Source organism: Streptomyces sp. UF-297 (genome assembly GCF_058245575.1).
The window spans coordinates 22523-35804 of record NZ_JBSIBZ010000046.1 but is presented as its reverse complement, the minus strand read 5'-3'; the positions used below and the strand labels follow the sequence as shown (position 1 = coordinate 35804).

General features: G+C 69.8%; 9 protein-coding genes. 5 read left to right on the top strand and 4 right to left on the bottom strand.

Features of this window, described 5'->3' with window-relative positions; genetic code table 11:
- Positions 1 to 128: 128 nt before the first annotated feature.
- Positions 129 to 1211, bottom strand: coding sequence for a mannose-1-phosphate guanylyltransferase (gene manB, locus AC4IJH_RS24510; RefSeq protein ID WP_490853991.1), 1083 nt, complete (start codon positions 1209 to 1211; stop codon positions 129 to 131).
- 169 nt (positions 1212 to 1380) lie between these two features.
- Between manB and AC4IJH_RS24505 the strand changes: the two genes are divergently transcribed.
- Together AC4IJH_RS24505 and AC4IJH_RS24500 are read left to right on the top strand one after the other, a co-directional pair.
- Positions 1381 to 1875 carry a GtrA family protein gene (locus AC4IJH_RS24505; RefSeq protein ID WP_490853990.1) on the top strand — a complete coding sequence of 165 codons (495 nt, stop codon included), beginning with the start codon at positions 1381 to 1383 and terminating at the stop codon, positions 1873 to 1875.
- 330 nt (positions 1876 to 2205) lie between these two features.
- The gene (locus AC4IJH_RS24500) at positions 2206 to 4539 is read left to right on the top strand and encodes a bifunctional glycosyltransferase/CDP-glycerol:glycerophosphate glycerophosphotransferase (RefSeq protein WP_490853989.1); all 2334 of its coding nucleotides are present in this window, start codon (positions 2206 to 2208) and stop codon (positions 4537 to 4539) included.
- An 80-nt stretch (positions 4540 to 4619) separates the two neighbouring features.
- On the opposite strand, the gene AC4IJH_RS24495 is transcribed toward AC4IJH_RS24500, so the two are convergent.
- A complete protein-coding gene (locus tag AC4IJH_RS24495; RefSeq protein ID WP_490853988.1) occupies positions 4620 to 5228 on the bottom strand; it encodes a TetR/AcrR family transcriptional regulator in 609 nt (202 codons plus the stop codon).
- Between the two features lie 144 nt (positions 5229 to 5372).
- On the opposite strand from AC4IJH_RS24495, the gene AC4IJH_RS24490 reads away from it, so the two are divergent.
- From AC4IJH_RS24490 to AC4IJH_RS24480, 3 genes are all read left to right on the top strand, one after another.
- Positions 5373 to 6275 carry an ABC transporter permease gene (locus AC4IJH_RS24490; RefSeq protein WP_490853987.1) on the top strand — a complete coding sequence of 301 codons (903 nt, stop codon included), beginning with the start codon at positions 5373 to 5375 and terminating at the stop codon, positions 6273 to 6275.
- Positions 6268 to 7047: an ABC transporter ATP-binding protein gene (locus tag AC4IJH_RS24485; protein ID WP_490853986.1), complete on the top strand. Its 780-nt coding sequence runs from the start codon at positions 6268 to 6270 to the stop codon at positions 7045 to 7047. The genes AC4IJH_RS24490 and AC4IJH_RS24485 overlap by 8 nt, the downstream gene beginning before the upstream one ends.
- Before the next feature lie 130 nt (positions 7048 to 7177).
- Positions 7178 to 7351 carry a hypothetical protein gene (locus tag AC4IJH_RS24480; RefSeq protein ID WP_490853985.1) on the top strand — a complete coding sequence of 58 codons (174 nt, stop codon included), beginning with the start codon at positions 7178 to 7180 and terminating at the stop codon, positions 7349 to 7351.
- A 25-nt stretch (positions 7352 to 7376) separates the two neighbouring features.
- Here AC4IJH_RS24480 and AC4IJH_RS24475 read toward each other — a convergent pair whose 3' ends face one another.
- Both AC4IJH_RS24475 and AC4IJH_RS24470 read right to left on the bottom strand, forming a co-directional pair.
- A complete protein-coding gene (locus AC4IJH_RS24475) occupies positions 7377 to 7559 on the bottom strand; it encodes a hypothetical protein (protein ID WP_490853984.1) in 183 nt (60 codons plus the stop codon).
- Between the two features lie 267 nt (positions 7560 to 7826).
- A complete protein-coding gene (locus AC4IJH_RS24470; protein ID WP_490853983.1) occupies positions 7827 to 12848 on the bottom strand; it encodes an NAD-glutamate dehydrogenase in 5022 nt (1673 codons plus the stop codon).
- Between the last annotated feature and the right edge of the window lie 434 nt (positions 12849 to 13282).

Here is a 13282-nt window from a genome sequence, read left to right as displayed (position 1 = left end):
GGGAAGGGGCGGAAGCTTCGGTGGCGGCCACGTGCATCGTCTCTTTCGTGAGGGGCTGCGGTGCGAAGTGGGCTGTGCGGGCAATCCGTTCGGGGAGGTCGTGCGGTACGGGGGCGGCGGGGGGCCGGTCAGCAGTCGGCGGAGAAGCGCACGGAGCCGTCGGGCAGGCGCGCCTGGCACCACACCCGCAGCCCGGCGCGCAGTTCGTTGCCGGCGCCCACCACCGCGCCGTCGCCGATCACCGCACCGTCCAGGACCGTACGGGCGCCGATGCGGGCCCCGGCGCCGACGAGGCTGTCGGTGATCTGCGCGCCCTCGGCGATCTCGGCGCCGTCCAGCACGACGGAGCCCTCCACGACCGCGCCCGCCGCGACGCGCGCCCCGGCGCCCAGGACCGTGCCGCCGCCGAGCTTGGCGCCCTCGGCGGCGTACGCGCCCGGCAGCAGCAGGTGCTCGCCGGTCGGCCCCGGCACCGCGGGCGAGGCCACCACGCCGCGCACGAGGTCGGCGGAGGCCTGCACGAAGGCGGCGGGGGTGCCCAGGTCGAGCCAGTACGTACGGTCCACCACACCGTGCAGATGGGCGCCGGCGGCCAGCAGAGCGGGGAAGGTCTCGCGCTCCACGGAGACCGGGCGCCCGGTGGGAATGGTGTCGATCACCTCGCGGCGGAAGACGTAGCAGCCCGCGTTGATCTGGTCGGTGACGATCTCCTCGGGGCTGGTGGGCTTCTCCGTGAAGTCCAGCACCCGGCCGTTGTCGTCGGTGGGCACCAGACCGAAGGCGCGCGGATCGGCCACCCGGGTGAGGTGGAGGGTGACGGCGGCGCCCGCCTCCTGGTGGCCGCGGACCAGGGCCTCGATGTCCAGGCCGGTCAGGATGTCGCCGTTGAAGACCAGGACGGGGTCCTGGGGGCCGCAGGTCAGCGCGTCGGCGGCGCTGCGGATGGCGCCGCCGGTGCCCAGCGGTTCCTTCTCGGTGACGTACGTCAGCCGCATCCCCATCGCCGAGCCGTCGCCGAAGTAGGGCTCGAAGACCTCGGCGAGGTAGGAGGTGGCGAGGACCACATGCTCGACGCCGGCGGCCTTGATGCGCGCCAGCTGGTGCGCCAGGAAGGGCACGCCGGCCGCCGGGACCATGGGCTTGGGGGTGTTCAGCGTGAGCGGGCGCAGCCGTGTGCCCTGCCCCCCGACGAGCAGTACCGCTTCCCTCATGCCTGCGTCCCATCTGCCCAAAACGGAGATTGCAGACATTTACACTACAGTAGGTATTTGGCGCTATTGCGGTCGGAGAGTGGCGACGAGGGGCGCCATACGGCAGACCGAAGACCCTGGAGACGAATCCGTGGAACCGACATCACCGATAAACAAGACTGATTCCGGCATGCGCAGGTTGCCTGCGCTGGTCCGTGAAGTCGCGAAGTTCGGGACCGTCGGCGGCCTGGGGATTCTGGTGAATCTCGGGGTCTTCAACCTCTGCCGGGCCGTCACCGACCTCCAGGTCGTACGGTGCAGCGTGATCGCCACGGTCGTGGCCATCTGCTTCAACTACGTGGGACTGCGCTACTTCACCTACCGCGACCGCGACAAGAGCAAGCGCACCCGCGAGATGGTGCTCTTCGCCGCCTTCAGCGCGGTGGGCCTGGTGATCGAGAACGGCGTGCTCTACACCGCCACCTACGGCTTCCACTGGGACAGCCCGTTCCAGAGCAACTTCTTCAAGTTCCTGGGCATCGGCGTCGCCACGCTCTTCCGCTTCTGGACCTACCGCGCGCTGGTCTTCAAGCCGGCCGGCGTCACGGCGCCCAAGGCCGAGGCGTACGGACCCGACGGCGCACCGGAGGCAGCGGCGCGGGAAACCGCGCCCTCCACCACCTGAGCCCCTGTGCGACCATCTGGGTGCCGGACCACCGGCCCCCGGCCCCGCCGGCCCCCGGAAAACCGCCCCGGCCGTGAGAAACACGACAGAGCGGAACGCACCGGGATGATCAACTTGGCCGGCCGCAGTACCCCTGATTCGGTTGCATTCGGTTTCCGGCGTGCCCAAAGGGTCCGTATTTAATCCTGCGCGTGATGAGACCCACACAACTTTCGGTTACGAAGAGGCAACCATCAACCGAATACATCTGTCACATGACCGACAATGATTGCGGCCCTCTCCGGGCTTTACTGCTTTCTGTACTCGGTTCGTCACGAGGAGTAGCCCCACATGCCCGAGATAGACCGCGCCGTGAGCCCGCGCTTCAGCATCGTCGTGCCCGCGTTCAAGGTTCAGGGTTACCTGCGCGAGTGCATGGACTCGGTGCTGGACCAGGACTTCACGGACCTTGAGGTCATCGCGGTCGACGACTGCTCCCCCGACCGCAGCGGCGCGATCCTGGACGAGTACGCCGCCCGCGACGAGCGGGTCCAGGTGCTGCACCTGGAGCAGAACGTCGGCCTGGGCCTGGCGCGCAACGCCGGCCTGGAAAAGGTCACCGGCCAGTACATCCTCTTCCTCGACAGCGACGACACCCTCGTGCCCGGCGCGCTCAGCGCGCTCGACGAGCGGCTGGCCGCCACCGAGGACCCCGAGATCCTGATCTTCGACTACGCCCGGACGTACTGGGACGGCTCCGTCAAGCGCAATCTGCGCTCCGAGCTGCTCTCGGAGTCCGGTCCGGCCTCCTTCTCACTGGCCGAGCGCCCCGAGATCCTGGACCTCCTGCAGATCGTGTGGAACAAGGCGTACAAGCGCGAGTGGGTGGAGAAGCACGGCTTCCAGTTCCCGGTCGGCTACTACGAGGACGCCCCCTGGACGTTCACCACGCTGATCACCGCCGAGACCATCGCGGTCATGGACCGGGTGTGCCTGCACTACCGCCAGCGCCGGCAGGGCGGCAACATCCTGCGCACCACCAGCCGTAAGCACTTCGACGTCTTCGACCAGTACGCCCGGGTCTTCAACTACCTGGACGCGCACCCCGAGCTGAGCCGGTGGCGCCCCCACCTGTTCCGCAAGATGGTCGACCACTACCTGACCATCCTGGACAAGCCCGGCCGCCTCCCGCAGAACGCCACCGCGGAGTTCTTCCACCGCGCCGCGCGCGACTACCAGCGCCTGCTGCCCGCCGGCTTCGTGCGCCCCACCGGTGTCGCGGGCAGCAAGTACGCCCTGCTGGCCAAGGACGCCTACCCGGCGCTGGCCGGCCTCAAGGTCGCCGGCAAGCTCCAGCGCACGGTGCGCAAGCACGCCGGCAAGAAGGTCAAGCAGGCCAAGCGCAAGGCCATGGACCTGCGCTACCAGGCCCTGATGCGCCAGCCCCTGGACGAGAACCTCGCGGTCTACGCGGCGTACTGGAACCGCCTGCCGGCCTGCAACCCCCTCGCGATCTACGAGAAGGCCAAGGAGCTGGCCCCCTCGGTGCACGGCGTGTGGGTGGTCAAGGAGTCGCTGGCCGACCAGGTGCCGGCCGGTATCGACTACGTCGTGGTCAACTCCCCCCGCTACTGGGAGGTCATGGCCCGCGCCAAGTACTTCGTCAACAACGTCAACTTCGCGGACAACGTCGCCAAGCGCGAGGGCCAGATCCACCTGCAGACCCACCACGGCACCCCGCTGAAGACCATGGGCACCGACCAGAAGCGCTACCCGGCCGCCGCCAAGGGCATGAGCTTCCGCAAGCTGCTGGCGCGCGCCGACCGCTGGGACTTCTCCGTCTCCTCCAACCAGCACACCACCGAGCAGTGGGAGCGGGTCTACCCCTGCAACTTCGAGTCGGTGGACGCCGGTTACCCGCGCAACGACGTGTACTACCGCGCGAGCGCGCAGGACGTCCTGGACATCCGCGAGCGCCTGGGCATCGCGCCGGGCAAGACCGCGATCCTGTACGCGCCCACCATGCGCGACTACCAGGTCGGCTACGTCCCGCGCCTGGACCTGGAGAAGATCTCCCGCGAACTGGGCCCGGACGTCGTCCTGTTGGTCCGTACGCACTACTTCTACGACCAGGACACCAGCCTGCAGGCGCTCCAGGAGCGCGGCGCGCTGATCGACGTCTCCGGCCACCCCTCCGTGGAGGAGCTGTGCCTGGCCGCCGACGCACTGGTCACGGACTACTCCTCGATCATGTTCGACTACGCGAGCCTGGACCGCCCGATCGTCAACTACGTCGACGACTGGGACACCTACGTCCGCTCCCGCGGTGTCACCTTCGACCTGCTCTCCGGTGAGCCGGGCGACACCCCGGGCGTCATCGCCACCACCGAGGACGAGCTCATCGAGGCGTTCCGCAGCGGCAGCTGGGACAGCGAGGAGGCCACCAAGCTGCGTGCCGCCTTCCGTGAGCGCTTCTGCCAGTGGGACGACGGCAACGCCGCCGAGCGCGTGGTGCGCCGGGTCTTCCTCGGCCAGGACATGGCCCAGCAGGCCCTGCCGATGGAGGAGCGCACCATCGCTCCCTCGCCGCGCGCCGCGGCCGCCGAGGCCGGGCTCGCCCAGCTTCCCGGCCAGCGCGGCGAGGCGGACTCCGAGGCCGCCTCGGGTGCCGAACTGGCGGGCTGAACCAGGTAGTTGACGACGAAGGGGCCGGGCGGTGATCGCCCGGCCCCTTCGTCATGCCCCGGCCCCCGCGGGCCGCGCCGTCACCGCGCGCCCAGCGCCGAGGCCACCGCCCCCGCCAGCTCGTCCAGATACCCCTGGGGCAGCTCGTCGCGTACGACCAGCAGCCGCCAGTACAGCGGGCCGGTCAGCAGATCCAGCGCGAGGCGCGCGTCCACGCCCTCGGGCAGCTCGCCGCGCGCGACGGCACCGGCCACCACCGCGGCCGCCACGCCCTCCTGGCTGTCGTGCAGGGCCGTGCGCAGCGCCTCGGCGATCTCGGGGCTGCGCGCCGCCTCGGCCAGCAGGTCGGGGATGATCTGCGCGGCCATCGGGTGGCGCAGCGCGCGGGCCGCGACCTCCAGCAGCATCCGTACGTCCCCGCGCAGCGTGCCGGTGTCCGGGACCGGCAGGCCCTCGGCGGCCACCGCGGTGACCACGTCCAGGACCAAGTGCAGCTTGGAGCGCCACCTGCGGTAGACGGCGGTCTTGCCCACTCCGGCCCGCCGCGCGATGCCCTCGATCGACATCCGCGCGAATCCGACGGCCGCCAGTTCCTCGAAGACCGCGGCGCGGATCGCGGCGGTCTTGTCCTCGCGCAGTACGGCCGCGCCGGCCGGGGCCCGGCGGGGCGCGGGTGAGTCCTTTGCCATGCCTTGAGCATAGCGTCACGACGCTACGGTTGCGTTTCGACGTGGGCCGGCCCTACTCTCGACGACGCGACGATACGGACCCGTTCCGTCGTCGTACTGCTGCCGACCGCCCGGCGCCCCGCGTTCCCGTACGAAAGCGGCCCCATGACCCAGACCCTCGCTCCCCCGCCCCCCGCCGCCCCGGACCCCACGCTGCGCGCCCTGGCCGAGCGGCACGGCCTGACGGTGAGCGGCGCCCGCCCGCCCCTGCCCCGCTACACCCGCGAGCTGTGGCACCGGCGGCACTTCATCGCCTCCTTCGCCACCGCCCGGCTGACCGCGCAGTACTCCACGGCCCGGCTCGGCCAGCTCTGGCAGGTGGCCACCCCGCTGCTCAACGCGGCCGTCTACTACTTGATCTTCGGTGTGCTGATGGGCACCCGGGGCGACATCCCCGACTACGTCCCGTTCCTGTGCACCGGCATCTTCGTCTTCACCTTCACCCAGTCCACCGTCCTGGCCGGCACCCGCGCCGTCTCCGGCAGCCTGGAGCTGGTGCGCGCCCTGCACTTCCCGCGCGCCTGCCTGCCCATCGCCGTCACCCTCCTGCAGCTCCAGCAACTGCTGCTGTCCATGGGCGTGCTGGCGGGCATCGTGCTGGCCTGCGGCGTCCCGCTGACCTGGCACTGGCTGCTGATGGTCCCGGCGCTCGCGCTGCAGAGCGTCTTCAACGCCGGGCTCGCGCTGATCATGGCCCGGATCGGCGCGCGGACCGCCGACACCGCCCAGCTGATGCCGTTCGTGCTGCGCACCTGGATGTACGCCTCCGGCATCTTCTACAGCCTGACCACGCTCACCAAGGACGCCCCGCACCTTCTCGCGGTGCTCCTGAACGCCAACCCCGCACTGATCTACATCGACCTGATGCGGTACGCCCTGATCGACAGCGTGCGCGCGGACTCCCTTCCGCCGCACGTCTGGCCGCTGGCGCTCGCCTGGGCCGTGGTCATCGGCACCGCCGGATACGTCTTCTTCTGGAAGGCCGAGGAGGAGTACGGCCGTGGATAGCACCCCCGACGCCTCGCGCACGCCCACCGTCATCTGCGACGACGTCCACATCGTCTACAAGGTGCACGGCACCGGCGGCGGCCGGGGCAGCGCCACCTCCGCACTGAGCCGCATCGTGCGCCGCTCGGCCCCGGCCGGCGTCCGCGAGGTGCACGCGGTCAAGGGCGCCACCTTCGTCGCGTACGAAGGCCAGGCGATCGGCCTGATCGGATCCAACGGGTCGGGAAAGTCGACCCTGTTGCGCGCCGTCGCCGGTCTGCTGCCGCCCGCGCGCGGCCGGATCTACACCCACGGGCAGCCCTCGCTGCTGGGCGTGAACGCCGCGCTGATGAACGATCTGACGGGCGAGAAGAACGTCGTCCTGGGCGGCCTGGCGATGGGCATGTCCCGCCAGGAGGTCCGCGAACGCTACGCCGGCATCGTGGAGTTCTCCGGCATCAACGACAAGGGCGACTTCATCACCCTGCCGATGCGCACGTACTCCTCCGGCATGGCGGCCCGGCTGCGGTTCTCCATCGCCGCCGCCAAGAGCCACGACGTGCTGATGATCGACGAGGCGCTGGCCACCGGCGACCGGAGCTTCCAAAAGCGCTCCGAGGCCCGCATCCGCGAGCTGCGCCAGGAGGCGGGCACGGTCTTCCTGGTCAGCCACAACAACAAGTCGATCAGGGACACCTGCGAGCGGGTGCTGTGGCTGGAGGCCGGCACCATCCGCATGGACGGCCCCACGGACGAAGTCCTCGCCGCCTACGAGCAGTTCACCCGCAAATAGCGGCTCCTGCGGGCGCAACGGCGCAGCATCCGTCCGGCCTCACCCGCACGAGGGACGGCTCGCATCCACCGGAGCGCGCGTGGGCAGCCTTGCCGATGGCCCGAATTCCCCTGCGCAGGAAGGCATGTGCATGCGCCGTCGGCTGACCGCTGTACTGTTCGCGACCCTCGTCATGACCGCCGGGTTCACCGCTCCGGCCGTGGCCGGACCGCTCCCCGTCCTCCCCGCCGCCGAATCGCTGATCACCGAGGGCCTCACCATCGAAGGCCCCCTGGTCAACAACCTTGTACTGCCGCAGCTCTGACGCTTCATCACGGCGCGCGGCCCGTTCACCGGTTCTGCCACCACATCAGCAGCGCGGTGACCGCCGCGCTGCCCGCGGCGTAGGCGGCACCGCGCGCCGCCTGCCCGGAGAGCATCCGTACCCGTCGTACCCACGCGCCGTGCGGAGCCGGGACCGGTCCGCCCGGTGACTGCTGCGGCTGTGCACTGACATCCCTAGACTCACTCATGGGAGTCCCCTTGTCGTGAAGGCAGGTTGGCGTCCCAGCGAAAGAGCCCCACCGTGCCGATGGTTGCGAGCCTCCAGGTACGGCGTCGGGCTCTTTCGCCTGTCTCGACGTTATCGCTGGGTACCCGGTGTGCGGCACGAGCTGTATGTGTACAAAACCGGGGCCCCACTTTGACACTCTGCACAGCGACACACGAACGGCCCCGGAGCATGTGCCCCGGGGCCGTCCCCGGTCTCAACCGGCGCCATCACGCCGGGTGTTGGTCTCTCAGCTGTGCGTCCGCAGCAGCGTGCGCATGGTCCGCATGGCAACCGAGAGGTTCGCCAGGTCGAAGGCGTCCGAGCCCTGGATCTCCTCCAGGGTCGTACGGGCCCGGCCCAGGATCGCGGCGTTCCTGGCCTCCCAGGCCTTGAAGCGCTGCTCCGGGGTCGAGGTGCCGTTGCCCTCGGCGAGCACATCGCTGGTCAGCGCGGCGTGCGCGGCGAAGAGGTCCTCGCGGATGGAGGCGCGGGCCATGGACTGCCAGCGGTCGTTGCGCGGCAACTCCAGGATGCGGTCCAGGAGTTGGTTGATCCGCAGCCGGTCACCCAGGTCGTAGTAGACCTCGGCGACATCCATCGGCTGCTTGCCGGAGCGGTCCGCGATCGCGACGATGTCCAGCGCCGGGAAGACGGAGGAGAAGCCCGCCACCCGGGTGGCCAGCTCGTCCGGCACGCCCGCCTGGGTCAGCTCGTCAAAGATGCGCTGGTGCCACTCCAGGTCCGAGCCGCGCAGCAGCTTGGGCAGTTCGGCCCAGACCCCTTCGACCCGCTCGCCGAAGAAGTCGATGGTCTCCGACAGCTGAAGCGGCTGCGGGCGGTTGTTGAGCAGCCAGCGGGTACCGCGCTCCACCAGGCGCCGCGAGTGCAGCCGGATGCGGGTCTGCAGATCGGCGGCGACCTTGTTGTCCAGCGCCTCGACCTCGTCCCAGACCTGGCCGAGCCGGAAGATCGCGCGGGCCGCGGTGTGCGCCCGTACGACCTCTTCCAGCGAGGCGCCGGTCTCCTCCCGCATGCGGTGCAGGAAGCTCGTACCGCCGCTGTTGACCGTGTCGTTGACCAGCACCGTGGTGATGATCTCGCGGTGCAGCGCGTGGTGGTCGACCTGCTCAGTGAAGCGGGTGCGCAGCGCGGTGGGGAAGTAGGCGTGCAGCAGGCGCTGGAGGTAGGCGTCGTCGGGCAGCTCGGTCTGGATCAGCTCGTCGGCCACCGTGATCTTGGTGTACGCCAGGAGCACCGCGGTCTCGGGCTGGGTCAGCCCGCGCCCGGCGTTGAGCCGCTCGCGGATCTTCTTCTCCGAGGGCAGGAACTCCAGCGCCCGGTCCAGGTGGCCGTCGCGCACCAGGCGGCGGATGAACCGCTGCTGGGCGTGGAGCATGCTGGGCGACTGGGCGATGGCGAGCGCGAGGGCGGTGTTCTGCGCGTAGTTGTTGCGCAGCACCAGCGCGCCGACCTCGTCGGTCATCTCGGCCAGCAGCTTGTTGCGCTGCTTGACCGTCATGTCCCCGTTGGCGACCACGGAGTTGAGCAGGATCTTGATGTTCACCTCGTGGTCGGAGGTGTCCACACCGGCGCTGTTGTCGATCGCGTCGGTGTTGATCCGCCCGCCCTTCTCGGCGAACTCGATACGGCCCAGCTGGGTCAGGCCCAGGTTGCCGCCCTCGCCGACGACCTTGACCCGCAGGTCCTCGCCGTTGACGCGGATCGCGTCGTTGGACTTGTCGCCCACGTCCGCGTTGGACTCCGGGGAGGCCTTCACGTACGTACCGATGCCGCCGTTCCACAGCAGGTCGACCGGCGCCTTCAAAACGGCCTGCATCAGCTCGGCGGGCGTCATCTTCTTCACGCCGGCGTCGATGCCCAGCGCCTCGCGGACCTGCGCGTTGATCGGGATCGACTTGGCGGTACGCGGGTGGATGCCGCCGCCCGGGGAGAGCAGCTTGGCGTCGTAGTCGGCCCAGGAGGAGCGGGGCAGCTCGAACAGGCGGCGGCGCTCGGCGTAGGAGGTGGCCGCGTCCGGGTTCGGGTCGATGAAGATGTGCCGGTGGTCGAAGGCGGCGACCAGGCGGATGTGCTCGCTCAGCAGCATGCCGTTGCCGAAGACGTCACCGGACATGTCGCCGACGCCGACGACGGTGAAGTCCTCGTTCTGGGTGTCGTGGCCCAGCTCACGGAAGTGCCGCTTGACCGACTCCCAGGCGCCGCGGGCGGTGATGCCCATGCCCTTGTGGTCGTAACCGGCCGAGCCGCCCGACGCGAAGGCGTCGCCCAGCCAGAAGCCGTAGGACTCGGCGACCTCGTTGGCGATGTCGGAGAAGGTCGCGGTGCCCTTGTCGGCGGCGACGACCAGGTAGGTGTCGTCCTCGTCGTGGCGTACGACGTCCTTGGGGTGCACGACCTCGCCGCCGACGAGGTTGTCGGTGATGTCCAGCAGACCGGAGATGAAGGTCTTGTAGCAGGCGATGCCCTCGGCCAGCCACGCGTCGCGGTCCACCGACGGGTCCGGCAGGCGCTTGCCGACGAAGCCGCCCTTGGCGCCGACCGGCACGATCACGGTGTTCTTGACCATCTGCGCCTTGACCAGGCCGAGGATCTCCGTACGGAAGTCCTCGCGGCGGTCGGACCAGCGCAGCCCGCCGCGGGCGACCTTGCCGAAGCGCAGGTGGACGCCCTCCACGCGCGGGGAGTACACCCAGATCTCGTACGCCGGGCGGGGCGCGGGCAGGTCCGGGATGGCCTGCGGGTCCAGCTTCATGGACAGGTAGGAGTGCGGCTGCCCGTCCTGCGCCTTCTGACCCCTCTTGTTGCTTCCCTCGCCGGCGCTCTGGAAGTGGTTGGTGCGCAGCGTCGCCTTGATGACGGTCAAAAAGGCCCGCAGGATGCGGTCCTCGTCCAGGGAGGCGACCTGGTCCAGCGCGCCGTCCAGCTCCTCCAGCAGCCCGTCGGTCAGCTCCGTACCGGCCCGCTGCCGCTCCGGGGACATCCGGGCCTCGAAGAGGGAGACCAGCAGGCGGGTGGTGTGGACGTTGTTGGAGAGGGTGTCCTCCATGTACGTCTGGCTGAAGGTCGAACCGGCCTGGCGCAGGTACTTCGCGTACGCCCGCAGCACCATCGCCTGACGCCAGTTCAGACCGGCCCGCAGCACCAGCTTGTTGAAGTTGTCGCTCTCGGCGCGGCCCGTCCACACCGCGCCGAACGCCTCCTGGAAGCGCTCGCGGTAGTCGTCGCCGTTGAGGCGCTCGGGCATCCGCAGGCCGAAGTCGTAGATCCAGGCGGTGGTGCCGTCGGTGCGGCGCAGCTCGTGCGGACGCTCGTCGACGACCTCGACGCCCAGACGGTTCAGGACCGGCAGGACCTTGGACAGCGAGACCGGCTCACCGGTGCGGTAGATCTTGAAGCGGCGCTCGCCGGGGCCCGCGCCGACCGGCTCGTACAGGCTCACCTCGAAGTCGCGCCCGCCGCCCGCAGCGGTCAGCTTCTCCAGGTGCTGGAGGTCGGCGACCGCGCTGCGCGGCGGGTTGTCGGCCTTGTAGCCCTCGGGGAAGGCGTTGTTGTAGCGGCGCAGCAGCTCGGCGGCGCGCTCCTCGCCGACCTCGGCGGTCAGCGCCTCGGCGAAGCCGTCGGCCCAGGAGCGGGCGGCCTCCACCAGACGGGCCTCGATGCGGTCCACGTCGGCGTCGGTGAGGTCGGGCAGCGAGGCGCCGGGCTCGACCCGTACGACGAAGTGCAGCCGGGAGAGGATCGACTCGGTGTTCCAGGCGGTGAAGTCGACGTTGGTGCCGCCCAGTTCCTCCTTGAGGATGTCGATCAGGCGCAGCCGTACGCCGGTGGTGTAGCGGTCGCGCGGGAGGTAGACCAGCGCGGAGTAGTAGCGCCCGTACTCGTCCTGACGCAGGTACAGCCGCAGCCGGCGGCGCTCCTGGAGGTAGAGGACGGAGGTGGCGATCGCGCGCAGCTGGTCGACCGGGGTCTGGAACAGCTCGTCGCGCGGGTAGGTCTCCAGGATCTGGAGCAGGTCGCGGCCGTCGTGGCTGTTGGGCGAGAAGCCCGCGTCGTCCAGCACCTGGGCGACCTTGCGGCGGATGACCGGCACCCGGCGTACGGACTCGGTGTACGCGGCCGAGGAGAACAGGCCCAGGAAGCGGCGCTCACCGACGACGTTGCCCTGGGCGTCGAACTTCTTGACGCCGACGTAGTCGAGGTAGGAGGGGCGGTGCACGGTGGCGCGGCTGTTGGCCTTGGTCAGGACCAGCAGCTTGTGCTCACGCGCCTTGGCGCGGGCGTCCTTGGGCAGCCGGTTGAACGACGGGGAGGCCGGCCGGGTGAGGTGCGAGAAGGGGTGCTGGCCCTTGTCGGCGCCGCCGTGGTCCGGGTCGGAGCGCAGGATGCCCAGGCCGGTGCCGGGCACGGCCGTCAGTACGTCCTCCTCGGTTCCCCCCTCGCCGGGCGCCGAGGTCAGCTCGTACTCGCGGTAGCCCAGGAAGGTGAAGTGGTTGTCGGCCAGCCAGCGCAGCAGCTCGCGGGCCTCCTCGATCTCCTGGTCGCGCAGGTCGTCCGCGGTGGGCTCGCCGGGCAGCTCCTCGGCGATGCGCAGCGCGGACTCGCGCATCTTGTCCCAGTCCTCGACGGCCTCGCGGACGTCGGACAGGACCCGCAGCAGATCGGCGGTGATCTGCTTGAGGTCCGAGCGGTCGGTCTCCCGGTCGATCTCGACGTGGATCCAGGACTCCACCAGCGCGTCGTGCGGCAGCTCGCGGGCCTTGCCCTTGCCGGTGCTGCCGTGCGCGTCGCAGGTGTTGTCCAGCACCTCGATGAGCTTGCCGGTCAGGTCACGGCGGACGATGACCTGCGGGTGGATCACGACGTGGATGCCGCGGCCCTGGCGGGAGAGCTCGTTGGTGACGGAGTCGACGAGGAAGGGCATGTCGTCGGTGACGACCTCGACCACGGAGTGGCTGCAGGTCCAGCCGTTCTCCTCGACGGTCGGGGTGTGCACCCGTACGTTGGCGGTGCCCTGCGGGCGGTTCTCCGCGAGGCGGTAGTGGGAAAGGGCCGCGCCGAAGACGTCGACCGGGTCGCGGTCGGTGAGGTCCTCGGCAGCCGTGTGCAGGTAGTAGCGCTGGAGGTATCCCAGGAGGGTCTCCGGGTCGAGGCCCTGTACCGGGGTCTGTCCCCCGGCCGGGCTGCTCTCAGCGACCCGGGCTGCCCTGGCGAGCAGCTCGGTCTTGGCTTCGTCCAGCTTGTTCTGCATGTCCTCTGGCTCCTGTCGCGCGCCGTTGCGTGACGTCGTGGAAGAACTCCGCAAATGGGGCGGAATCGGCGGAATCTGCGGGAGCGGTACAACGTCGCGACGCGGGGTTTCCGGTCAGGATCGACGCTATGCCGCGGGGCGAGACGACCGGGCGACTATTCGCCAACATTGACAAAATCGACATCCGGTCCGGATTGCGAAGATCAACGACCGCCCGGTCACTGTGGTGCCCCGGGCGCCAGGCGAGGGCCTTGCCGCCCCCGCGGGATATCGCGCTGATCACGGTGCAAGGCTATCGCTCCCGGCACCTGTGTCGTCATGCGCAGTGTGTGGAGATAACCACTTCCTTGCCCTTGACGTACCCGCACCGTTTCGGACAGCGACCGGAACCCCGCACGGGGTCTTGGCAAGCGCGGCGAACCGGAGGACGTTGA